Consider the following 22341-nt stretch of genomic DNA (forward strand, 5'->3'; position numbering starts at 1 on the left):
GGGGCCAGCCCTTGTCCCGTCCGAGCTTCTGTTTTGAAAGGCTGATGATGCGCCGCTTGCCCGCTCTCCTCCTTCCGCTGTTGATGATGGCCGCGCCCGCCGCGCACGCGCAGGGCTGCTCCCCCGCCTGGGTTTCGGGTTGGGCTTCGTCGCAATTTCAGCCGACCGGCGACGCGGCGCTGCCGGAGGGCACGCTGCGCGACCGGACGCTGCGGCAGATCGTGCGGCCCTCGGTCGCCGGCGATCGCCTGCGGGTGCGGCTTTCGAACCTGGCCGGCGGCGCGCCGCTGCGGATCGCGGGCGCCAGCATCGCGCGAGCGAAGGGAGCGGGATCGCCCGCGATCGATCCTGCGACGCGCGTGCCGCTGCGCTTCGATGGCAAGGCGGACGTGATCATTCCCGCCGGAGCCGACTATCTGTCCGATCCGGTGGCGATGCCGGCCAGGGCGCTGGACAATATCGCGATCTCGATCCGCTATGATGGCGAGCCGGAACAGACGTCCCATCCCGGATCGCGCGCCACGTCATGGCATATGGCGGGCGACCATCTGGACGATGCGGCGATGGCGGGTGCGGCGCATTTCGACCATTGGTTCAACCTTGCCGCGCTGGAAGTGGAGCGCTGCGCGCCCGTCAGGCTGATCGTGGCGCTGGGCGATTCCATCACCGACGGCAAGGGATCGACCACCAACGGCAATGACCGCTGGACCGATGTGCTGGCCGAGCGGTTGCAGGCCGATCCCGCCCGGCGCGGCATCGCCATCGTCAACCAGGGAATAGGCGGCAACCGCCTGCTGAACGCTGGGCTGGGCCCCAATGCGCTGGCGCGGCTGGACCGCGACGTGCTGGCGCAACCGGGGGTGACGCACATGATCTTGCTGGAAGGGATCAACGACCTGGGCACGCTGACGCGCGACGCGCCCGTCAGCAAGGCGGACCATGCTGCCCATGTCGCGCGCATCATCGGCGCCTACCGCCAGATCATCGCCCGCGCCCATGCCAAGGGGATCAAGGTGATCGGCGGGACGATCATGCCCTTGGTCGGCAATGATTATTATCATGCCGATGCCGACAACGAAGCCGACAGGCAGGCGGTCAACGCGTGGATCAGGACGCCGGGCCATTTCGACGCGGTGGTGGATTTCGACCGGGTGATGCGCGATCCCGCGCGGCCCGAACGGCTGCTGCCCGCTTATGACGATGGCGATGCGCTGCATCCTTCCCCAAAGGGTTACAAGGCGATGGGGGAGGCGGTTCCGCTCAGCCTTTTCGACTGATGCGCCTGTGCCCGGCCTCCATCACCGTTTCCATCGCCACGAAGGTGGAGGTGCTGGCGACATGGGGCAGGGCGCTGATCTTTTCGCCCAGCACCATGCGGTAGCGGCGGATGTCGGCGGTGCGGACCTTGAGCAGATAGTCGAAATTGCTGGCCAGCATATGGCATTCCTCGACCTCCGGGATGCGGCGGACGGCGGCGTTGAATTCGCGCAGCGCCGCCTCGCGCGTGTCGGACAGCTTCACTTCGGTGAAGGCGATATGGTCGAGGCCGAGCTTGGCGGGATCGACGATGGCGCGAAAACCGCGGATGACGCCAGCCTGCTGCAGCCGCTTCAGTCGCACCTGACAGGGGGTCTTGGACAGGCCGACGGCGGCGGCGAGATCGGTGACGGTCATGCGGCCATCCTCCACCAGCGCGGCGATGATGCGGCGATCGAACTCATCCATTTCGACTGAGGCAGGCTTGTTTGTCATGCCTTTCGCCTAGCAGGGCGGCTTCAATAAGTCACTTCGGCTTGATCTGAGCCGATCTTAGGGCGGAACGAACCGGCGTTTGCGATTATTCTGCGTCCATGACCGACCAGCCCTTCGCCCAGTTCGCCCCCGCCATTCGCCAGCCGACGCCGCTGCGCCAGGCGATCACCGCCGCCTATCGCCGCGACGAGGCGGAGGCGCTTGCGCCCCTGATCGCCGCGGCGACTTTGCCCGCCGCGACGCGCGCCGCCATCGCCGGCACCACGCGCACGCTGGTGACCGCGCTGCGCGCCAATCGCAAGGGCAGCGGCGTCGAGGGGCTGGTGCAGGAATATGCGCTGTCCAGCCAGGAGGGCGTGGCGCTGATGTGCCTGGCCGAGGCGCTGCTGCGCATTCCCGACACGGCCACGCGCGATGCGCTGATCCGCGACAAGATCGCCGATGGCGACTGGGGATCGCATCTGGGCGGCGAGAAGTCGCTGTTCGTCAATGCCGCGACCTGGGGCCTGGTGGTGACGGGAAAGCTGGTCGGCAGCGTCGACGATCGCGGGCTGGGCGCGGCGCTGACGCGGCTGGTCGCGCGCGCGGGCGAGCCGGTGATCCGGCGCGGCGTCGACCTGGCGATGCGCATGATGGGCGAGCAGTTCGTGACCGGCGAAACCATCCAGGAAGCGCTGAAGCGCGCGCGGGAGATGGAAGCCAAGGGCTTTGCCTACAGCTATGACATGCTGGGCGAGGCGGCGACCACGGCCGCCGACGCCAGGCGCTATTATGCCGATTATGAGCGGGCGATCCACGCCATCGGCAAGGCGTCGGCCGGGCGGGGCATCTATGCGGGGCCGGGCATTTCGATCAAGCTGTCGGCGCTGCACCCGCGCTATGTCCGCGCGCAGGCGGACCGGGTGATGGGCGAATTGCTGCCCGCCGTGAAGCAACTGGCGCTGCTGTCCAAGCGCTACGACATCGGCTTCAACATTGATGCCGAGGAAGCCGACCGGCTGGAATTGTCGCTTGACCTACTGGAAAGCCTGGCGACCGATCCGGAGCTTGCCGGCTGGAACGGCCTGGGCTTCGTAGTGCAGGGCTATGGCAAGCGCTGCCCCTTCGTCATCGACTGGATCATCGACCTGGCGCGGCGGAGCGACCGGCGCATCATGGTGCGGCTGGTCAAGGGCGCCTATTGGGATGCCGAGATCAAGCGCGCGCAGGTCGAGGGCCTGCCCGATTTCCCCGTCTATACCCGCAAGCTGCATACCGACGTCGCCTATATCGCCTGCGCCCGCAAGCTGCTGGCGGCGCGCGACCGCGTCTTCCCGCAATTCGCCACGCATAATGCCCAGACGCTGAGCAGCATCTATCATCTCGCTGGGCCGGATTTCGCGATTGGCGATTATGAGTTCCAGTGCCTGCACGGCATGGGCGAGCCACTGTACGAGCAGGTGGTGGGCGCGGAGAAGCTGAACCGGCCGTGCCGCATCTATGCGCCGGTCGGCACGCATGAGACGTTGCTGGCCTATCTGGTGCGCCGCCTGCTGGAAAATGGCGCGAACAGCAGTTTCGTCAACCGGATCGCCGACCCGGCCGTGTCGATCGAGGAGATGATCGCCGATCCGGTCGATATGGTGACGGCGATGCCGCATCCCGGCGCGCGGCATGACCTGATCGCACTGCCGGCCGACCTCTATCCCGACCGGCGCAATTCGGACGGTCTGGACCTGAGCGACGAAGCTGTGCTCGCCCGGCTGGGCGACGCGCTGCGCGAGAGCGCGGCGATACGCTGGACCGCAGCCCCCGAAAGCGCGTCCGGCCCCGCGCGCACCGTGTTCAACCCCGCCGACCATCGCGACGTCGTCGGCCGCGTCACCGAAGCGAGCGCCGAGGAAGCGCGCGCTGCGGCGATCCGCGCGGCGGAATCGCGCTGGCCCAACTGCCCGGTCGCCGAACGCGCCGCGATGCTGGACGCTGCGGCCGACGCGATGCAGGCGCGGATGCCGATCCTGCTGGGCCTGATCGTGCGCGAAGCGGGCAAGTCGCTGCCCAACGCCATCGCCGAAGTGCGCGAGGCGATCGACTTCCTGCGCTATTATGCGCAGCAGGCGCGCACGACCTTTGGCCATCAGCAGCAGGCGCTGGGGCCGGTGGTGTGCATCAGCCCGTGGAATTTCCCGCTGGCGATCTTCACGGGCCAGGTGGCCGCGGCGCTGGTCGCGGGCAATCCGGTGCTGGCCAAGCCCGCCGAGGAAACACCGCTGATCGCGGCCGAGGCGGTGCGGCTGCTGCACGAAGCGGGCGTGCCCGCCGACGCGCTGCAATTGCTGCCCGGCGATGGCCGCATCGGCGCGGCGCTGGTCGGAGCGCCGGAAACGGCGGCGGTGATGTTCACCGGATCGACCGAGGTGGCGCGGCTGATCCAGCGCCAACTCGCCACGCGCCTGTCGCGCACCGGCCGGCCGATCCCGCTGATCGCCGAGACGGGCGGACAGAATGCGATGATCGTCGACAGTTCGGCGCTGGCCGAACAGGTGGTGGCGGACGTCATCGCGTCCGCTTTCGACAGCGCCGGGCAGCGCTGTTCGGCGCTGCGCATCCTGTGCCTGCAGGAGGATGTCGCCGACCGGACGCTGACGATGCTGAAGGGCGCGCTCGCCGAGTTGCGGATCGGCCGCACCGACGCGCTGAAGGTCGATATCGGTCCGGTCATCACCGCCGAGGCGCGCGAGGGCATCGAGGCTCATATTGCGAGGATGCGCGCGATCGGCCGGCCGGTCGAGCAGAGCGTGCTGCCGCACGAAGCGGCGCATGGCACCTTCGTGCCGCCGACCATCATCGAGATCGACAGCATCGCCGACCTGGACCGCGAAATCTTCGGACCGGTGCTGCATGTCCTGCGCTTCCGTCGCGACGGGCTGGACGCGCTGGTCGATCAGATCAACGCCACTGGCTATGGCCTGACCTTTGGCCTGCATACGCGGCTGGACGAGACGATCGCCCGCGTGACCAGCCGGGTGAAGGTCGGCAACATCTATGTGAACCGCAACGTCATCGGCGCGATCGTCGGGGTGCAGCCCTTTGGCGGGCGCGGTCTGTCGGGGACGGGCCCCAAGGCGGGCGGGCCGCTTTATCTGGGGCGACTGGCGAGCACGCCGCCGGTCTTTGCCGCGCGGGTCAGCCATTTGCGCTCGCCGCTCCATGGCTTTGCCGACTGGCTGGACCAGCAGGGCGATGGCGAGGCGGCGGCCGAGGCGCGGCGCACCGGCGACGCGTCGGCGCTGGGCGTCGAACTGGCGCTGCCCGGCCCGGTGGGCGAGCGCAACCTTTATGCGCTGCATCCGCGCGGGCTGATCCTGATGCGGCCGGCGACGCGGCAGGGGCTGTTTCGCCAGATGGCGGCGGTGCTGGCGACCGGCAATTGCGGCGCGATCCAGGGCATGACCCTGCCGCCGGGACTGCCGGCGGAGGTCGCCGCCTGCTTCACGGCCGATGCGCACGGCCCCTTCGCCGCGGCGCTGGTCGAGGGCGACGCGGCCAAGATCGCGGCGACGGCGCAATGCGTCGCGGACATGCCGGGCCCGATCGTGCCGGTTCATGCCGACGATCATGGCCATGGCTATTGCCTTGACTGGCTGCTGGAGGAGGTTTCGACGTCGATCAACACGACGGCAGCGGGCGGCAACGCCAGCCTGATGATGATCGGCTGACCGTCGACGCGCTTGATCCATATTTTGTTTCCGCCTTCAGATTGGATGAGCGGTTAACCAAAAAATAAAGGGAAAATGCGAAAAGCGGCGCAAATTGGAGACCCGCCATTTTGCGCGTTTTGAAAACTTTGCTGGAACGACGCGCAAGACGGCGGTCGCAGGATGCCGACGTCCGCACCAGCCTGATTGAATCGCTGTACGCATCGCCCGCTTCGCTGACCATCGGCGCCATCACCGGCGTTGCGGTCGGTCTGGTCGTCGCCAGCCTGTCGGACGGGCTGGCGATGCATGCGGTTGTGGCCGCTCTCTGCCTCGTCGCCACCTTGCGGGTCGTGTCGGCGATCTTCTTCCATCGCCAGCTGGTGCATGGCACCGCCGTTGCGTCGCGCGGCTGGGAACTGGCCTATGAACTGGGCGCCTGGGTCTATGCCGGGCTGCTGGGGCTGATGGCGTTCGTGTCGCTGATCGGATCAGGCAACAGTGTCATTCACATGCTGACGGTGTCGATGGCGACCGGCTATGCCGGCGGCATTTCCGGGCGCAACGCAGGGCGGGTGCAGATCGCCATCGGGCAGGTTTGCCTGACCCTGCTGCCAACGGCTCTGGGGCTGTGGCTCGAAGGATCGACCGGCTATCGCGTGCTGTCGGTGGCGATGGTGATGATGGTGATGGGCCTGGCTGAAATCAGTTCCACCACGCACCGCATCGTCGTTCAGGCGCTGATCGGCCAGCGCGACAAGTCGATGCTGGCCGAGAAGTTCGAGCGCCTGGCCCGGTTCGACAGCCTGACAGGCCTGGAAAACCGCATGGCGATGCAGACGCGCCTGCGCGAGATTTTCCAGGCCAACCGCAAGCGCAACGATGCTGTGGCGATCCTGTGGATTGACCTCGACCGGTTCAAGGAGATCAACGACAGCCTGGGTCATATGGTGGGCGACCAGCTGTTGCGGGCTGTGGCCGAGCGGCTGACCGATGTGGTGCAGGATCGCGGCTGCATCGCGCGGTTCGGCGGTGATGAATTCGTCATCGTCTGTCCCGATACGGACCGGGTGACGGCGGCCGGCATTGCGCAGGAAATCGTGACCTACTTTGCCCACGGATTTGAGCTGGGCGAGAACCATCTGCAGGTCACGGCGTCGGTTGGCTATGCCGTGGCGCCGCAGGATGGCCGCGACATGGAAGAATTGATGCAGCATGCCGACCTGGCGCTGTACGAGGCCAAGGGCGATGGGCGCAATCGGTCGGCGAGCTTCAACTGGTCGCTCAAGGAGCGGTTCAACCGGCTGCACGAGATCGAGAGCGGGCTGCGGCGCGCTCTGGCGGAGGACGAGCTTCGATTGCTGTTCCAGCCGATCGTCGACCTGGGCACGGGCGAGATCGAGGCGTGCGAGGCGCTGCTCCGCTGGGAGCATCCCGTGCTGGGGCCGATCCCGCCGTCGGAATTCATTCCGATCGCGGAGAATATCGGATTGATCGAGGCGATGACCGGCTGGGTGCTGCGGCGGGCGTGCGAAGTGGCCGCGTCCTGGCCGGAGCATATCCGTGTTGCGGTCAATATTTCGCCCGCCTCGCTGCGTTCGCCTGAACTGTCGGGCAATGTCATCGCCGCGCTGCTGGAAACCGGCGTCGCGGCGCGGCGAGTGGAACTGGAAGTGACCGAATCGATCTTTCTGGACGATAGCGGCCAGACCAATGCGATCCTGCGGGAATTGCAGCGCATCGGGCTGCGGCTGGCGCTGGATGATTTCGGCACCGGCTATTCCTCGCTCTCCTATCTGCGCTCCTACCGGTTCGACACTCTGAAGGTGGACCAGAGCTTCATGGCGGGTGTGAGCGCGAATGCGGAGGATCGCGCGATCGTGCGCGCCATCGGCAATCTGGCGCGCGACCTGTCGATGGATACGGTGGCGGAGGGGATCGAGACCGCCGATCAGTTGAGCCATGCGCGCGAAGCGGGCTTCACCAACGTGCAGGGCTATCTGTTCAGCCGGCCAGTGCCGGCCGAGCAGATTGCCGAGATGATCGCGGCCGGGCCACTGGAAGGGACGGGGCGACCCGACCCAGTGGTTCCGTCGCGCCGTCGTCGGGCCTGACGCCGCTGGTCGTCAGCGCAGCTTCGTCTGCGCGGTGGCCAGGCGCCGCATCATGCGCAGGTCGCGGTCGGACAGCGACAGGGCGGTTTCGGTCCACATCTCGACGATGTCGGTCAGTTCGGCAAGGGTCAGCGGATGGACGCGGCGCCCGGCGCGATTGATGCCGACATAGCCAGAATGATGCGCGCTATGATCGCGAATCCACTGCGCCGTCGCCGCTTCGCCCTCGCCAGTGTTGACCACCTGGGTGACGATGCCCATGTCGAACATTTCCTGCGCCGTGTAGATGCGGCCCTCCGACAGCATCTGGCGCGCCAGCACGGGCCCGACGCGGCGGTGGAGGATGGAATAGGCGCCCATGCCGGGGAACAGGCCGAACAGCACTTCGGGCAGGCCGAAGCGCGCCTGTCGCTCGGCGATGATGACGTCGAAGCACATCAGCGCTTCCAGCCCGCCGCCCAGCGCATCCCCCTGGGCCAGGCCGATATTGATGATGTTCATGTCGTTGCAGTGCCAGATGCGATCGACGATCTCGCAGCAGGCGACGCCATATTTGAGCAGCGTTTCGCGGTCGCGCCGCTGGATGCAGTTGGCGAACATCTCAAGGTCGCCGCCCAGGTTGAACACGCCGGGGAAGCGCGATCCGAGCACCATGAACTTGAGCGGGCCATTCTCGCCGAACACGCGGCGGCTTTCGCGCTGCCAAGTCATGGTGTCGCGCATCAGGCCGAGATTCGAATTGGGGCGCTCATGCGGCGTCATGAACGCCCAGAGCGTGGCAAGCTCCTCATCCCAACGCACGTCGATCTGCCCCAGGTCGAACAGGGTCGACTGGCTGATGGCGTGGGCAAGCCCCTTTTCCGTAGCGGCGCTCTCGACAGGCGGCAGAGCATCGTCCGTCACCGGATCTTCAAAGACGGGCTCGGCCTCGTCTCGTGTCGGCGTAAATCGTCCCGAATCAATCATCTGCGGCCCCGTTTTCCTATGCTGAATGAACAGATCAGGTTCGGCTCCATCATGCCGCCAAGGCCATCATGATTGACAGGGCTTTAACCATTTTTGTCGGCAACTGTTGCGCGCGGGTCGCCCTCAAGCGCCGGCTTTTGGAACCGCTGTGGTAAAAATGCTGCAACTGCGTTGATCCCGGTGCGTTAAGCTGAACCTGGCAGGGCTTTGTTAACCTTCACCATTTACCGCTAGGCCCATGACCGACCGGCGTAAACCTACCGATGCTGTGACGCTGACCCTGCAGGACCGCAATGGCGCGCCATGGCCGCTGCGGCTGTCAGCCGACTGCCTGCGCTTCGTCGGGCCCTATCGCCGGGTCGAGGGGTTCAATATCGACGCGATGCTGCTGTTCGAAGGCGTGCGCAAGGCGGGCTGACCCGCACCATCCTTGTGCCGCGGCCCATTCGATCCTAGAGCGCCGCGCATGACGAAGCCCCGCTTTTCCTTCTCCATCGCCGCCACCGACGGCAAGGCGCGCACCGGCGCGATCCAGATGCGTCGCGGCGAAATCCGCACGCCAGCCTTCATGCCGGTGGGCACCGCCGCGACCGTCAAGGCAATGCGCCCGGCCGAAGTGCGCGCGACCGGCGCCGACATCATCCTGGGCAACACCTATCATCTGATGCTGCGCCCCGGCGCCGAGCGCATGGCGCGGCTGGGCGGGCTGCATGGCTTCATGGGCTGGGACCGGCCGATCCTGACCGACAGCGGCGGCTATCAGGTGATGAGCCTCAGCGCGCTCACGAAGATGAGCGAGGAAGGCGTCGCCTTTTCCAGCCATATCGACGGGTCCAAGCATATGCTGACGCCCGAGCGGTCCATGGAGATCCAGCGCCTGCTCGACAGCGACATCGTGATGGCATTCGATGAGTGCACGAAGAATGGCTGCACCCATGGCGAGGCGGCCCAGTCGATGGAGCGATCGATGCGCTGGGCCAAGCGGTCGCGCGACGGGTTCGATGCGGGCGGCGAACATGCGGATCGCGCCGCGCTGTTCGGCATCCAGCAGGGGTCGCTGGATGAAAATCTGCGCCGCATTTCGGCCGAGAAGCTGATCGAGATCGGCTTTGACGGCTATGCCGTAGGGGGCCTCGCGGTGGGCGAGGGGCAGGAGGCGATGTTCGCCACGCTCGATTTCGCACCCGACATGCTGCCGGTCGACAAGCCGCGCTACCTGATGGGCGTGGGCAAGCCCGACGATATCGTCGGCGCGGTGGAGCGAGGCATCGACATGTTCGATTGCGTGCTGCCGACCCGGTCGGGCCGCAACGGCCAGGCCTTTACCTGGGCCGGGCCGCTCAACATCCGCAACGCCAAGTTCAACGAGGATCTGGGGCCGCTCGATCCGCGCTGCGGCTGCCCGGTCTGCGCGACCTGGAGCCGCGCCTATCTGCACCATCTGGTGAAGGCGGGCGAAATGCTGGGCGCGATGCTGATGACCCAGCATAATATCCATTTCTACCAGCAGATGATGCAGGCGATCCGCGACGCCATCAGCGCCGGCGCTTTCGCGACCTTCGCCGCCGATTTCCGCCGCGACTACCGGCGCGTCTGATCGTCAGGGCAGGATGGTAATGGCGATGGCGTAGCGCCCCGCCTTGCCATCATGGTCGAGCGGCGCGCGCAGCTGGCGGGACAGGCCCGTCAGCACCCGGCCGTAGCGATCGTCCAGATAGGCGCTCATGGTCGGCGACTCCCGCAGCCCGGACGACTGGATCGCCAGCAGCGCGCGATCATCCTGCTGCCACTGCACCGAGATGTGCATGCGCCCCCGCGGGTCGAGGCGCATCGCCAGTTCCACCAGCTCGGTCGTGAGGAAGGCGATGGGCACGGCGACATCCTGACTGATATGCAGGTCGTCGCAGTCGATCTGGATCCCAAAGCGGCGCGCTTCGGCCGGCGCGGTGCCGCGCAGGCTGGCGGACAATTCGCTGATCAGCGCGCGCACGCCGACGCCGCGATTTTCCTCCAGCTCGGCGAAATGATTGCGGTGGACGACGGAGAGCGCGTCGACCCGGCGCTGGATCGAGGCATAGGCCTCCACCGCCTCGGGCTCATGCGCGGAGCGGGCATGGAGGTTGATGAGGCTGGCGATGATCTGCAGGTTGTTCTTGACCCGGTGATGCACCTCGCGCGTCAGTTTGCGCTGGGTTTCCAGGCCCTCGGCCATTTCCGCTTCATGAGTGGCGACATCCTCGCTGATCTCGCGGAAGGTTTCGCCCAGCGCGATGATCTCGCGCGCGGGGGTCCGCACCCGGCGCATCGGCTCCAGCACTTCGCCGGGATGATAGGCCGCGACGGTGCGACGCAGCAGCACCAGCGGGCGGATGAGCAGGCGGTTGACGACGAACCAGCCGATCGCGGCGGCGGCGAACCACATGACCAGCGGCAGGAACAGCGACAAGGTGCGCGCCAGCGTCTCGGGCGGATCGCGCACGGTCATGGTGAGCACGATATTGGGCGGTTCGAGCGGGGCGGACAGGCTCGTGAGACCGACGGTGCCGACGGGGAAGGGGCGCGCCCGGCTGAGGTCGAGGCGTCGATGCCCTTCATGCAGGCTGAGCCGGCGATTTTGCAGAGCCGTTGCGGGATCGGCGGCGCTTTCCAGATGCGCGCGCGAATAGTAAATAAGGCCCACCAACTGGTCATCGTGGCTGCGCACCCGGGTCAGCAAATAGGGCGCGCCGTCCAGCAACTGCGCCGTGGGTCCGCCAAAGCGCTCCTGCGGCGGCACGATGGGCGCAAAATCGGGGTTGGATGCGCATAAGGCGCGGCCTGCCCGGTCGTAGATCGCGTATCGGCCCCCGTCGCGATCATTCTTGGCAAGGAACAGGTTCAGCCGGTCGCAAATGCTGGTGTCCGACGGGGTGGCCGCCAGATTGTTGACGGTGAGCTGCAGGGCGGTGCGGTCGGATTCCAGATCCGCGGTCAGCTTGCGCGCGCTCTGGCTGACGGCGACCCGCAGTAGCGCTTCCTTTTCCAGGTCGGCGGTCTCGATCGCCTGGAGCGAGGCGACGAGCGCGATGAGTCCGAGCGGCAGCAACGCCAGCGTCAGAATGAGGAACATCTTGACGCCGGTCGAGCCGAAAAAACGGAATAGGAAAGCGGTCAGCGATTGGGCTGCCGGAGGATGGCTGCCCCCGATCATGACACAGTCAGTCCAATTTGCTCAGCAGGTCCAGCATTTCCGAAGGAATGTCTTCGTCGACGGCGCGTTGATAGACGGTGCGCAAGGCTTGAGAGACTTGATTCTGTTCCTTCCGCCCGCCGCCGCGTCCCTTTTCGGGCGAAGGCGCGCCGGTGCTACCCTCACTGGTGCCGGCCGACCGTTTTTCCGTCGTTGAAGAAACCAAAATCTGCCCCTCTGAAGCAATCTCTGTCACGCCAGTCCGCCCGTATTTGCGGGAAAGAAGCGGCACGTCAATTCGTCGTCCCGCCCTACCGAAGCGAAAATCACGATATCGTCGAAAAAACCATGTGGCTGCGAAACAAATCCGCGTGTGGATGGTTCCGGACCCCAAGGCGTTTTTTTGACGCTGCCGGTTTTGGCATGATGAAGCGGGGGGCGGGCTTGCCAATGCGGCATGGACATTCCATCCTCCCTTCCAATCGCCTTTCGGGGCCGGGTTCACGACGCCTGATTTCGGGCAGGGAGAAGAATTGACGATGTCGCTTGGACAGAAACTGCACCCCCATCTTCCGTTTCTGCGTCGCTATGCACGCGCGCTGACCGGCAGCCAGACGCATGGTGACGCCTATGTGCGCGCCACGCTGGAAGCGATCGTCGCCGCCCCCGAGGAATTCCCGTCTGATGTCGATCCGCGCCTGGGCCTCTATCGCACTTTCCATGCCATCTGGTCCTCCTCGCACCTGGAGGATGAGCCCTTCGCCGGCGGCGATGGCCGCGAAGCCATCGCGCAGGCCCGGCTCGCGCGGCTGACCCCTCTGCCGCGCCAGGCGCTGCTGCTGACCGCGCTGGAAGGCTTCACCGTTGACGATGTCGCCTATCTGATCGGCATGGAGCCGTCCGATGTCGAGGCGCTGGTCGAAGAAGCGCTGACCGAGATTGAGGCGCAGACCCGCGCCAAGGTGCTCATCATCGAGGACGAGCCGATCATCGCGATGGACATCGAGACGATCGTGCGCGACCTGGGCCATGAAGTGACGGCGATCGCGGTGACGCGCGAGGATGCGGTGCGTGAAGCCATGGCTGAACGTCCCGGCCTGGTGCTGGCCGACATCCAGCTGGCTGACGATTCGAGCGGCATTGATGCGGTCAAGGACATCCTGTCCGAAATTTCCGTGCCCGTGATCTTCATCACCGCCTTCCCCGAGCGGCTGCTGACCGGCGAGCGGCCCGAACCGACCTTCCTCATCACCAAGCCGTTCCAGCGGTCGACCGTCAAGGCGGCGATTTCGCAGGCCCTGTTCTTCGATCAGGCCACTGCGCCGGCCTGATCGTCACAGGCCTGCGCCTTCCTTTGCATGGCAACGGAACTCCCGGTCGAACGTCGCGTTAATGAAGCGTAACGATCGGGAGAGAGATCATGGTCGATCAGGAAAAACATGTCGCGACGGACAAGGCGCGCGGCGGTTCGACCGAAAATGTCGTGCGCTATGTGCTCGGCATATCGCTGGCGCTGGCCGTGATCGTGATGTTGCTGGTCCTGTGGATGTAACACATCGGTTCGCGATTGGGCTTGAGAGACTGAGAAGTTAGGATATGGGCGCATTATGGCTTTGACGATGTCGGTTCAGGCGACAGGAGCGGCGGCCAGCAAGGGGGTCGTTCCCATGAATGAGGACATTGCCGGATCGGAAGAGCGGGCTGCGCTGTCGGATACGGATTTCAAGCGGGAATTGACTGCGGTCATTCCGCACCTGCGCGCCTTTGGGCGGTCGCTTTCGGGCAATCGCGACGTGGCGGACGATCTGGTGCAGGAAACGCTGCTGAAGGCATGGGCCGCTCGTGCCCGTTTCCAGGCTGGCACCAACATGCGCGCCTGGACCTTCATTATCCTGCGCAACCATTATCTCTCGCAGATGCGCCGGTCGCGCTTCCGCGGCGATTGGGACGACCTGACCGCCGATCGGATCCTCGCGGCGCCGGCCGGGCAGGACAAGCATGTCGAGCTAAGCGACATGCAGCGGGCCCTGCTGCAGCTGCCCCAGCCGCAGCGCGAAGCGCTGATCCTGGTGGGCGCGGGCGGCTTTGCCTATGAGGAAGCGGCGGAGATTTGCGGCGTCGCCGTTGGCACGATCAAGAGCCGCGTTGCGCGCGGCCGCGCCGCGCTGGAACAGATTTTGGAGAATGGCGACCTGCCATCCCGCCGCACCCAGGAAACGACCGACAGCGCCGTGCTCGACGAGATCATGGACGATGTCGATCGGCTGAGCCGCGGCGGCGAGGGACGCGGCACCGGCGACTGACCCCGTCCGCTCGGCCGGATCGCGTCCTTCTCCGTGCAGGAGAGAGACTATGCGCGATCCGCCGTCACCGCCCCCGCCAGAACCGCCGCAATCCAATAGCGGCGTGATCCTAGCGCTCGTCGCCATCGCGCTGATCCTGGCAATCAGTTTCTTCTATCTGACCAATGAACGGCGGCAGGACCGGCAGGCCGATGCCGTCACCGACGCCGCCGCGTCTGCGGACAATGCGGTGCAGGCGATGGGCGATGCCGCGCGCAACGCCGCCGATGACCTGGAGCGGACTCGCTGACGAAGGCGGCGCGCAGGCGTGTATGCGCGCGATTCAGCATTTTTTGGTGATTTTGGTGCAAGCCGTTCCCAAGCGTCGGATTTCCTTACAAAGGGTGTAAGGAGCGTCCGACGGGCCAGGCCGCTGTTGGTGATGGCTGGACAAGGCGCAACGATGATCAGGCTGTTCAAACATTATGTGCCGCACGCGGTGCTGCTGCTGGGGCTGCTGGACTTCCTGCTCCTGATGGCGGCGGCCGAGGGCGGATGGGTGCTGCGCGCCCATCAGATCGGTATGGATGTGGAGCCACTGACGTCGCGCCTGGCACCGCTCTTGAGCTTCGCGCTGTCGATCCAGACTGCGATGATCGCGGTAGGCGTCTATGGCCCCGAATCGCTCCAGTCGATCCGTTTCGCGCTGGCGCGGCTGCTCGTCGCGGTGTCGTTGGGCGTAATTTTCCTGTCGGTGCTTTATTTCCTGATGCCCGGCATCACGCTGTGGCGCTCCAATTCGCTTTACGCCATGGGGCTGGCGGTCGCCGTGCTGCTGCTCATACGCTTGCTGCTGGGGTCGATGCTGGGCGGCGAGGCGTTCAAGCGCCGGCTCGTCGTGCTGGGCGCGGGCAATCGCGCCAACCGCATCCGCGAGCTGGAGCGCCGTCGCGGATCTGGATTCCTGGTGGTCGGCTATATCGCCATGAATGATGGCGAGCAGGTGATCGCCGAAGCGATCAACCGCAACGCCGTCTACAATCTGGCCGATTTCGTCGTGCGCCTGAACGCGAGCGAGGTAGTGCTGGCGCTGGAAGAGCGGCGCAACGCCGTCCCGATGGCGGACCTGCTGCGCATCAAGACGACCGGCGTGCATGTCAACGACCTGTCCAGCTTCCTGGAGCGCGAAACCGGCCGCGTCGACCTGGCCAGCGTCAATCCCAGCTGGCTGATTTTTTCCGACGGCTTTTCCGCTGGTCGCCGCCTGTCCAGCATCGCCAAGCGCCTGTTCGACATCGTCGCCAGCCTGATCCTGCTGATCCTGACCGGCCCGATCATCATCCTGGGCGCGATCGCGGTGAAGCTCGACAGCAAGGGGCCGGCCTTCTACCGCCAGCAGCGCGTGGGCCTATATGGCCAGGAATTCTGGATCGTGAAGCTGCGCACCATGCGGCAGGATGCCGAAGTTGCCGGGCAGGCGGTCTGGGCGGAAAAGGACGATCCGCGCATCACGCGCCTGGGCTACTGGCTGCGCAAGCTGCGCATCGACGAACTGCCGCAGACCTGGACCGTGCTGAAGGGCGAGATGAGCTTCGTCGGGCCGCGGCCCGAACGCCGCCAGTTCGTCGAGGATCTGGAACAGCATCTGCGCTATTATGCCGAACGGCACATGGTGAAGCCCGGCATCACCGGCTGGGCGCAGATCAACTATCCCTATGGCGCGTCGATCGAGGATGCCCGCCACAAGCTGGAATATGATCTCTACTATGCCAAGAATTACACGCCCTTCTTGGACCTGCTGATCCTGCTGCAGACGGTGCGGGTCGTTCTCTGGCCCGACGGCGCGCGCTGAAGGGCGGGGCCATGTCCGTCTTGCTGCAATTCATCGGCGATTGGGGCCATGCACTGGCGGCGGTGCTGTTCGCGGCGCTGGGCATATTCCTGCTGCGACGGCGGCAGGAGGCGGCCGAACTGCGCACCTTGTCCGCCGCGCTGCTGCTGACGTCTGCCTGGGCGCTCTATGTGTCGTTCGGCGGCGTGTCCAAGCCGCTGTCGGGGCTGGGTGAAAGCATTCGCAACGCGGCCTGGCTGCTGGCGATGTTCGTGATGCTGCGGCGCGCGTCGGCGGGGCGGCAGGGGCCGATCGGCGCAGTCGTCGCCGTCTATGCCGCGGTCGCGGCGCTGGTCCTGATCCAGACGGTCACGGATCTTGGCTGGCGACAATTGTCGCTGTCGCGCGATGTGCAGGATGCGCTGATTACCAGCACGCTGATCCTGCGGATGATGACGGCGATCGGCTGCCTGCTGCTGGTGCATCAGCTCTACACCGCCTGGCCCGCGCGCGAGCGGGACCGGGTCGCGCTGTTGCTGGGCGCGCTGGCGGCGATGTGGACCTATGATTTCACGCTCTATCTGATCGGCTATTTCGCGCCGCCCCGCGTGACCGGGCTTTATGCCCTGCGCGGGCTGCTGATGGCGGTGCTGGCCGGCGTGATCGCGATCGGCCTGCGCCGGGATCTGGGCGGGCGCGTTCAGCTGTCGCGGACGCTGACGGTGCAATCGCTGTCGGCCTTCGCCATCGCCCTTTACGTCGTGCTGATCGTCGCGGTGGCGGTGCTGATCGAGATGATCGCCGGCCCCTATGCGCGGCTGATCGAGATCGGCGCGGTGTTCTTCGCTGCGGTGTCGGCGCTGGTGCTGTTGCCATCGCCGCGCCTGCAAGCGCTGTGGCGCGTGCAGGTCGCCAAGCATTTCTTCCAGCATCGCTATGATTATCGCACCGAATGGATGCGCTTTGGGGAAACCATCGGCCGGCCGGGCGAGGAGCCCGCACCGCTGGGCCAGCGCGTCGTGAAGGCCGTGGCCGACATCACGCAGTCGCCCGGCGCGATCCTGCTGCTGCGGGACGATGCCGGCGGCCTGGCATTCGAGACGCAATGGAGCTGGCCGGGCGAATTGCCGGAAGCAGCCACGCTGTCGGGCGCGGTCGCGGCGCGGCTGGAGCAGGGATGGATCATCGACCTGGGCAAGCCCGGCGAGGTGGAGGCGCTGCCCGACTGGGTGAGGAATGATCGCGATGCCTGGGTGCTGGCGCCGCTGATCCATTATGGCCGGCTGATCGGCGCGATCCTGCTGGCGCGGCCGCCGATCGACCGGCGGCTCGACTGGGAGGATTTCGACATGCTGCGCGCCGCCGGGCGACAGGCCGCCAGCCATATCAGCGAGGCGCAGGGCCAGCAGGCGCTGGCCGACGCGCAGCGTTTCGACGAGTTCAACCGCCGCTTCGCCTTCATCATGCACGACGTCAAGAATCTGGTCAGCCAGCTCTCGCTGCTGGCGCGCAATGCCGAGCGACATGCCGACAATCCCGATTTCCGGGCCGACATGGTGCTGACGCTGAAGGAATCGGTCGGGCGGATGAACGAGATGCTGGCGCGCCTGTCGCAGCATAACAAGGGCCGGGCGGAAGAGCCGCGGCCAATGCCGCTGCTCCCGCTGCTGGCGCAGGTGGCGCAGATGCGCGCGCGCCAGCATCCTGTGACGGTCGCGGGCGATGCGCCGCCGGTGCTCGCCGATCCCGCGCGCACCGAGCAGATACTGGTCCATCTGGTGCAAAACGCCATCGACGCCAGCCCGGCCGGCAGCCCGGTCATGCTGCGCCTGTCGACGCAGGGGCAGGAGGCGGTGGTGGAGATTGTCGACCAGGGGCGCGGCATGAGCGCCGAGTTCATCCGGCGCGAGCTGTTCAAGCCCTTTTCCTCCAGCAAGGCCGGCGGCTTTGGCCTGGGCGCCTATGAGGCGCGGACGCTGGCCCAGGCGATGGGCGGGCGGATCGAGGTGGAGAGCAAGCCCGGCGCCGGCAGCCGCTTCACGCTGCGCCTGCCGCTCGCCACGCCGGCGCGGCAATGCCCGAGCGATGAGGAGGCCGCCTGATGAGCGACACGCGCCCCAAATTGCTGATCGTCGAGGATGATCCGGGCCTGCAGCGGCAATTGCGCTGGGCCTATGATGATTATCGGCTGTTCATCGCGGGCGATCGGGACGAAGCGATCGAGATGCTGCGCGCCGAAACGCCCGACGTGGTGACGCTGGACCTGGGCCTGCCGCCCGATCCCGACGGCACTAGCGAGGGTTTCGCGACGCTGGCCGACATGCTGCGGATCAAGCCGGATACCAAGATCATCGTCGCTTCGGGCCATGGCGCGCGCGACAGCGCGCTGGAGGCGATCGCCGGCGGCGCCTATGACTTCTACCAGAAGCCCGTGGACATCGACGAACTGGGCTTGATCGTGCGCCGCGCCTTCCATGTCCATGCGCTGGAGCAGGAAAATGCGCGGCTGGCCGACAGCCCGCCCGCCGATGCGCAGGTTCTGGGCCGGCTGATCACGAGTGCGCCGGAAATGTCGCGGGTCGCCCGCACGATCGAGCGGGTCGCCCATACCGATGTGTCGGTGCTGCTGCTGGGGGGCAGCGGCACGGGCAAGGCCTTGCTCGCCGAAGGGCTTCACGACGCCAGCCCGCGGCGCGACGCGCCCTTCGTCACCGTCAATTGCGCGGCGCTTCCCGAGCCGTTGCTGGAAGCGGAGCTGTTCGGCGGCATGCCGGGCGGCGGCGCGCGGGCGGGGAGCGGCAGGATCGCGCAGGCGCGGGGCGGCACCTTGTTCCTGGACGAGGTCGGCGACATGCCGCTGACGATGCAGGCCAAGCTGTTGCTGTTCCTGCAGGAGCGCCGGATCGACGCGGCGGACAGCGATGCGCCGGCGAGCGCGGACGTGCGGATCGTGTGCGCCAGCCATCGCGACCTGGAGGAAATGGCGGCGTCCGGCGCGTTTCGCGAGGATCTTTATTATCGCCTGGCGGAGATCGTCGTGCGCATCCCGCCGTTAAAGGACCGGCCGGGCGACCCGGCGCTGCTGGCGCGGCATTTCCTCAACCGCCTGGCGCAGGATCTGAACCCGCAAGTGAAGGGACTGGCGCCCGATGCGCTCGCCGCGCTCGACGCGTGGAGCTGGCCTGGCAATGTGCGCGAGCTGGAGAACAGGATGAAGCGGGCGGTGATCATGGCGGACGGCAAGCTGATCACCGCGGCCGATCTCGACCTCGACGAGGACGCGGCCGATGGCGAGGCCGTGAACCTGAAGGCCGCGCGCGAGATGGCGGATCGCCGCGCCATCCGCCGGGCGATGGCGCGCACCGACGGCAATATTTCCGGCGCGGCGCGGATGCTGGGGATCAGCCGGCCGACGCTTTACGACCTGCTGAAACAATATCAGATGCAGGGCTGACCCGATGGCGCGTTCACGCCTGTTCCTGATCGCCGGACTGATCGCCCTGCTGCTGGCGGCGGCGGCGGGGCTGTGGCAATGGCGCGCGCATGAGCGCGACGGCAGCGCCGCGCTGGAGCGCGGGCTGGCGGCGCTGGCGAAGGACGATATGCGCAGCGCGCGAGTCGAGCTGATGAACGCGATCAAGGGCAATCCCCGCAATGCCGAGGCGCGCGCGGCGCAGGCGCGCGTGCTGGTCGAGCTGGGCGATGGCGCCGGCGCGCAGGCGGAGGCGGAGCGCGCCCGCGCGCTGGGGCAAGCAGCAGGGGCGACGCGCGCCGTGATGGCGCAGGCGCTGTTCCTGCAGGGCGACCTGATCGGAGCGCTGCGCGAGGCGCGGGCCGTCGATCTGCCGCAAGGCGACGCGGCGGCGGCGGCGCGCGTCATCGCGCGGGCGACGCTAGCGCAAGGGAATGCGCGCGCGGCGATGCTGGCAATGGAGCGCGCGCTGGCGCTGGACGCCGGGGATGTCCGCAACTGGGTGGAGCTGGGCCGGCTGCGCATGGCGATCGGCGATCAGGCCGGGGCCATTGCGGCGGCGGATCGCGCGGTGGCGATGGATGCGGACAATGCGCGCGCGCTGGGCCTGCGCGCCGAGTTGACGCGCGCCCAATATGGGCTGACCGCCGCGCTGCCCTGGTTCCAGCGGGCAACGGCCGCCGATCCGGACTGGGTGCCGGTGCTGGAGCAATATGCCGCGACCCTGGCCGATGCGGGCCGGGCATCGCAGATGCTGGCGATGACGCGCCGCATCCTGGCGATCGACCCCGGCAATGCGCGCGCCTGGATGATGCAGGCGGTGATGGCCGCGCGCGCGGGGCAGGGGGACCTGGCCCGCAAGCTGCTGGACCGCACCGGTGGGCGGCTCGACGCAGAGCCTGCGACGCAGCTGCTGCGCGGGGTGCTGCATCTGCAGGACGGCAATCCGCTGCTCGCGGCGGAGACGCTGGCGTCCTTGGTCGATGCGCAGCCCCATAACCGGATCGCGCGCACGCTGCTGGGGCGCGCCTTTCACGACAATGGCGACTATGCGTCGGCGGCGTCGACGCTGGCGCCGATCGTCGCGCAGCGGGACGCCGATCCCTATGTGCTGACCCTGGCCGCGCGCGCGCAGGAGGCGCTGGGCGATCGGGCGCTGGCCAGCGACATGCTGGCGCGCGCCGCCTGGCCGGTGCGGCCCGCCGCCGACATTTTCGCGACCACGCGCGATGCGTCGCTGGCGAACGGCGCGGCGCCGGCCGATCCCGCCACCGCGCGCGACAACATCCCCTATATCCGCGCCTTGCTGAACATGGGGCGGGGCGGCGAGGCGCTGGAACGAGCGCGGCTGCTGGGGCGCGCCAATCCCGGCGCGCCGGCCGCCTGGCTGATCCTGGGGGATGTGCTGGCGGCGCAGGGTCAGGCGCGGGAGGCGGTGCGCGCCTATGAAGCGGCGGCGAATATCCGGTTCGATCGCGACGCCGCGTTGCGGCTGGCGAGCGCATGGAGCCGGCTGGGCAATGGCGCGCGCGCGGCGCAGGTGACGCAGCTTTTCCTGACGCAGCATCCCGCCGACCGGGAGGCGCTGCGGCTGGCGGCCGGCTTTGCGATCGACGCGCAGGACTGGCGCGCCGCGGGGCGGCTGTTGCACGCGGTGCGGGCGCAGGTGGGCGACAATGACGCGCTGCTGATGGCGCAGCTGGCGCGCGTATCGCTGGAAAATGGCGACCGCGCCGCCGCGCGCGCCTATGCGCGGCAAGGCTATCGGCTCATGCCCGGCAATCCGGTAACGGCCGACATGCTGGGCTGGGTGCTGCTGCGCACCGACGCGCCGGGGCCGGCGGCGGTCGATCTGCTGGAAAAGGCGGTGGCGCTCGCGCCGTCGGCGCCGGCGCTGCAGATGCATCTGGGACAGGCCTATGCGGCAGCGGGGCGAAAGGGCGAAGCGCGGCTGGCGCTTAATCGCGCCGCGTCAGCGCGGGACTTCAACGGCCGGCAGGAAGCGCTCGACGCGTTACGGGCGCTGTAGAACGCGTGCCGTAGCGCGCGTCAGGCTTGGGCCAGATCCATATCGTCGATCCGCAGGCCCAGCCGGCGCATCTGCGCGGCAACGGGCGGCCAGACCGTTTCCAGGAAGCGTTCGCGCTCGGCCTCGCGCAGGCGGCGCGTGGCGCCGTCGGCGACGAACATGCCGACGCCGCGCTTCACCACCACCAGCCCGTCGTCCTGGAAGCTCTGATAGGCCTTAGCCACCGTCAGCGGATTGGCTCCCTGCGCCGCGGCGAAGGCGCGGACGGATGGGAGCAGGTCGCCATCGCCATAGTCTCCGTCCAATATGGACGCGGCAATGATCTCTCGCAGGCGGAGATAGACGGGCTTTGAGTCTTCAGCCATAGTGCATCAGTGCCATAATACAGCCACAAGGGCAAGTCAGAAGATTTTGCTGACGTGTAATTTCCAGCAATTATCTGTCCCAGATGGAAACGACCGAGTCATATTCTGGCCGGGGCCGTTCATCCAGCGGCTTGGCCGGCGTGCCGATGAAAACGAAGCCGGCGATCGTCTCGCTATCGCTGCCAAAGGCATCCCGGACATCGCGGTTGAAGCTGGGCCAGCCCGTCAGCCATCCGCCGGCATAGCCCAGCGCATGGGTGGCATGGAGCAGGTTCATGATCGCCGCCCCGGCCGACAATTGCTGTTCCCACACCGGTATCTTGCTGCCGGGCGCGGGGGAGGAGAGGGCGACGATCAGGGTCGGCGCCTGATGCGCGAACTGGTGCATCGATTCGATCTCGAGCCGCCCGGCGTCCGGCTTTTCGGCGCGATAGGCGCGCTCCAGCAGCTCCGCAAGCGCGGCGCGCTTGTCCTGCGGCACGATGACGAAGCGCCAAGGGGCGAGCTTGCCATGATCGGGGGTGCGCAGCGCCACCTCCAATATCGTCCGCAACTCCGCATCGTCCGGCCCCGGCGCGATCAGGTCGCGCGGCTTGCCGGAACGGCGGGTCTGGAGAAGGGCGAGCGGGGAGGAGCGATCGTTGAACATCGGCAGGAGAGATGGCGCGGGCGGCGGCGGGGCGC

General features: G+C 67.1%; 19 protein-coding genes. 13 read left to right on the forward strand and 6 right to left on the reverse strand.

Features of this window, described 5'->3' with window-relative positions:
• Positions 1-44 precede the first annotated feature (44 nt).
• Positions 45-1277, forward strand: a complete 1233-nt coding sequence (locus tag ACGGKE_RS01300; protein ID WP_394439393.1) for an SGNH/GDSL hydrolase family protein — start codon at positions 45-47, stop codon at positions 1275-1277.
• Here ACGGKE_RS01300 and ACGGKE_RS01305 read toward each other — a convergent pair.
• Positions 1261-1752 carry an Lrp/AsnC family transcriptional regulator gene (locus tag ACGGKE_RS01305; RefSeq protein WP_394439395.1) on the reverse strand — a complete coding sequence of 164 codons (492 nt, stop codon included), beginning with the start codon at positions 1750-1752 and terminating at the stop codon, positions 1261-1263. The two genes, ACGGKE_RS01300 and ACGGKE_RS01305, sit on opposite strands and share 17 nt — an antisense overlap.
• Before the next feature lie 98 nt (positions 1753-1850).
• Here ACGGKE_RS01305 and putA point away from each other — a divergent pair, with 98 nt between their 5' ends.
• Both putA and ACGGKE_RS01315 read left to right on the forward strand, forming a co-directional pair.
• Positions 1851-5450 (forward strand): trifunctional transcriptional regulator/proline dehydrogenase/L-glutamate gamma-semialdehyde dehydrogenase, encoded by a 3600-nt coding sequence (gene putA, locus ACGGKE_RS01310; protein ID WP_394439398.1) that lies wholly within the window; start codon positions 1851-1853, stop codon positions 5448-5450.
• 110 nt (positions 5451-5560) lie between these two features.
• Positions 5561-7543 (forward strand): putative bifunctional diguanylate cyclase/phosphodiesterase, encoded by a 1983-nt coding sequence (locus ACGGKE_RS01315; protein ID WP_394439400.1) that lies wholly within the window; start codon positions 5561-5563, stop codon positions 7541-7543.
• A 12-nt stretch (positions 7544-7555) separates the two neighbouring features.
• On the opposite strand, the gene ACGGKE_RS01320 is transcribed toward ACGGKE_RS01315, so the two are convergent.
• On the reverse strand, positions 7556-8509 hold the full coding sequence (locus ACGGKE_RS01320; protein WP_394439402.1) for a crotonase/enoyl-CoA hydratase family protein: 954 nt from the start codon (positions 8507-8509) through the stop codon (positions 7556-7558).
• Between the two features lie 238 nt (positions 8510-8747).
• On the opposite strand from ACGGKE_RS01320, the gene ACGGKE_RS01325 reads away from it, so the two are divergent.
• Positions 8748-8927 (forward strand): hypothetical protein, encoded by a 180-nt coding sequence (locus ACGGKE_RS01325; RefSeq protein WP_394439404.1) that lies wholly within the window; start codon positions 8748-8750, stop codon positions 8925-8927.
• A 48-nt stretch (positions 8928-8975) separates the two neighbouring features.
• Positions 8976-10106, forward strand: a complete 1131-nt coding sequence (tgt, locus tag ACGGKE_RS01330) for a tRNA guanosine(34) transglycosylase Tgt (RefSeq protein WP_394439406.1) — start codon at positions 8976-8978, stop codon at positions 10104-10106.
• Between the two features lie 3 nt (positions 10107-10109).
• Here tgt and ACGGKE_RS01335 read toward each other — a convergent pair whose 3' ends face one another.
• Both ACGGKE_RS01335 and ACGGKE_RS01340 read right to left on the reverse strand, forming a co-directional pair.
• Positions 10110-11618 (reverse strand): sensor histidine kinase, encoded by a 1509-nt coding sequence (locus ACGGKE_RS01335; RefSeq protein ID WP_394441655.1) that lies wholly within the window; start codon positions 11616-11618, stop codon positions 10110-10112.
• A gap of 88 nt (positions 11619-11706) precedes the next feature.
• On the reverse strand, positions 11707-12183 hold the full coding sequence (locus tag ACGGKE_RS01340; RefSeq protein WP_394439408.1) for a NepR family anti-sigma factor: 477 nt from the start codon (positions 12181-12183) through the stop codon (positions 11707-11709).
• A 34-nt stretch (positions 12184-12217) separates the two neighbouring features.
• Here ACGGKE_RS01340 and ACGGKE_RS01345 point away from each other — a divergent pair, with 34 nt between their 5' ends.
• The 8 genes from ACGGKE_RS01345 to ACGGKE_RS01380 all read left to right on the forward strand — a co-directional run bounded on the left by ACGGKE_RS01345 (position 12218) and on the right by ACGGKE_RS01380 (position 21292).
• A complete protein-coding gene (locus ACGGKE_RS01345) occupies positions 12218-13009 on the forward strand; it encodes a response regulator (RefSeq protein WP_394441658.1) in 792 nt (263 codons plus the stop codon).
• An 89-nt stretch (positions 13010-13098) separates the two neighbouring features.
• Positions 13099-13230: a hypothetical protein gene (locus tag ACGGKE_RS01350; protein ID WP_266102825.1), complete on the forward strand. Its 132-nt coding sequence runs from the start codon at positions 13099-13101 to the stop codon at positions 13228-13230.
• A 115-nt stretch (positions 13231-13345) separates the two neighbouring features.
• A complete protein-coding gene (locus tag ACGGKE_RS01355; RefSeq protein WP_394441662.1) occupies positions 13346-13981 on the forward strand; it encodes a sigma-70 family RNA polymerase sigma factor in 636 nt (211 codons plus the stop codon).
• Positions 13982-14030: 49 nt separating this feature from the next.
• Positions 14031-14270: a hypothetical protein gene (locus tag ACGGKE_RS01360; RefSeq protein WP_317515798.1), complete on the forward strand. Its 240-nt coding sequence runs from the start codon at positions 14031-14033 to the stop codon at positions 14268-14270.
• Positions 14271-14423: 153 nt separating this feature from the next.
• Entirely contained in the window at positions 14424-15812 is a 1389-nt protein-coding gene (locus ACGGKE_RS01365) for a TIGR03013 family XrtA/PEP-CTERM system glycosyltransferase (protein ID WP_394439411.1), read from the forward strand.
• 11 nt (positions 15813-15823) lie between these two features.
• On the forward strand, positions 15824-17893 hold the full coding sequence (gene prsK, locus ACGGKE_RS01370; protein ID WP_394439413.1) for an XrtA/PEP-CTERM system histidine kinase PrsK: 2070 nt from the start codon (positions 15824-15826) through the stop codon (positions 17891-17893).
• Entirely contained in the window at positions 17893-19245 is a 1353-nt protein-coding gene (gene prsR, locus ACGGKE_RS01375) for a PEP-CTERM-box response regulator transcription factor (RefSeq protein ID WP_394439415.1), read from the forward strand. The genes prsK and prsR overlap by 1 nt, the downstream gene beginning before the upstream one ends.
• Positions 19246-19249: 4 nt before the next feature.
• Positions 19250-21292: a tetratricopeptide repeat protein gene (locus ACGGKE_RS01380; protein ID WP_394439417.1), complete on the forward strand. Its 2043-nt coding sequence runs from the start codon at positions 19250-19252 to the stop codon at positions 21290-21292.
• A 20-nt stretch (positions 21293-21312) separates the two neighbouring features.
• Here the strand turns inward: ACGGKE_RS01380 and ACGGKE_RS01385 are convergent, their stop codons facing one another.
• Both ACGGKE_RS01385 and ACGGKE_RS01390 read right to left on the reverse strand, forming a co-directional pair.
• The gene (locus ACGGKE_RS01385) at positions 21313-21657 is read right to left on the reverse strand and encodes a GntR family transcriptional regulator (protein WP_394439419.1); all 345 of its coding nucleotides are present in this window, start codon (positions 21655-21657) and stop codon (positions 21313-21315) included.
• A gap of 70 nt (positions 21658-21727) precedes the next feature.
• Positions 21728-22306, reverse strand: a complete 579-nt coding sequence (locus ACGGKE_RS01390) for a nitroreductase (RefSeq protein WP_394439421.1) — start codon at positions 22304-22306, stop codon at positions 21728-21730.
• Positions 22307-22341 lie beyond the last annotated feature (35 nt).

Origin of the sequence: Sphingobium naphthae, from assembly GCF_043589935.1 — a bacterium.
Taxonomy (GTDB): Bacteria; Pseudomonadota; Alphaproteobacteria; order Sphingomonadales; family Sphingomonadaceae; genus Sphingobium; species Sphingobium naphthae_A.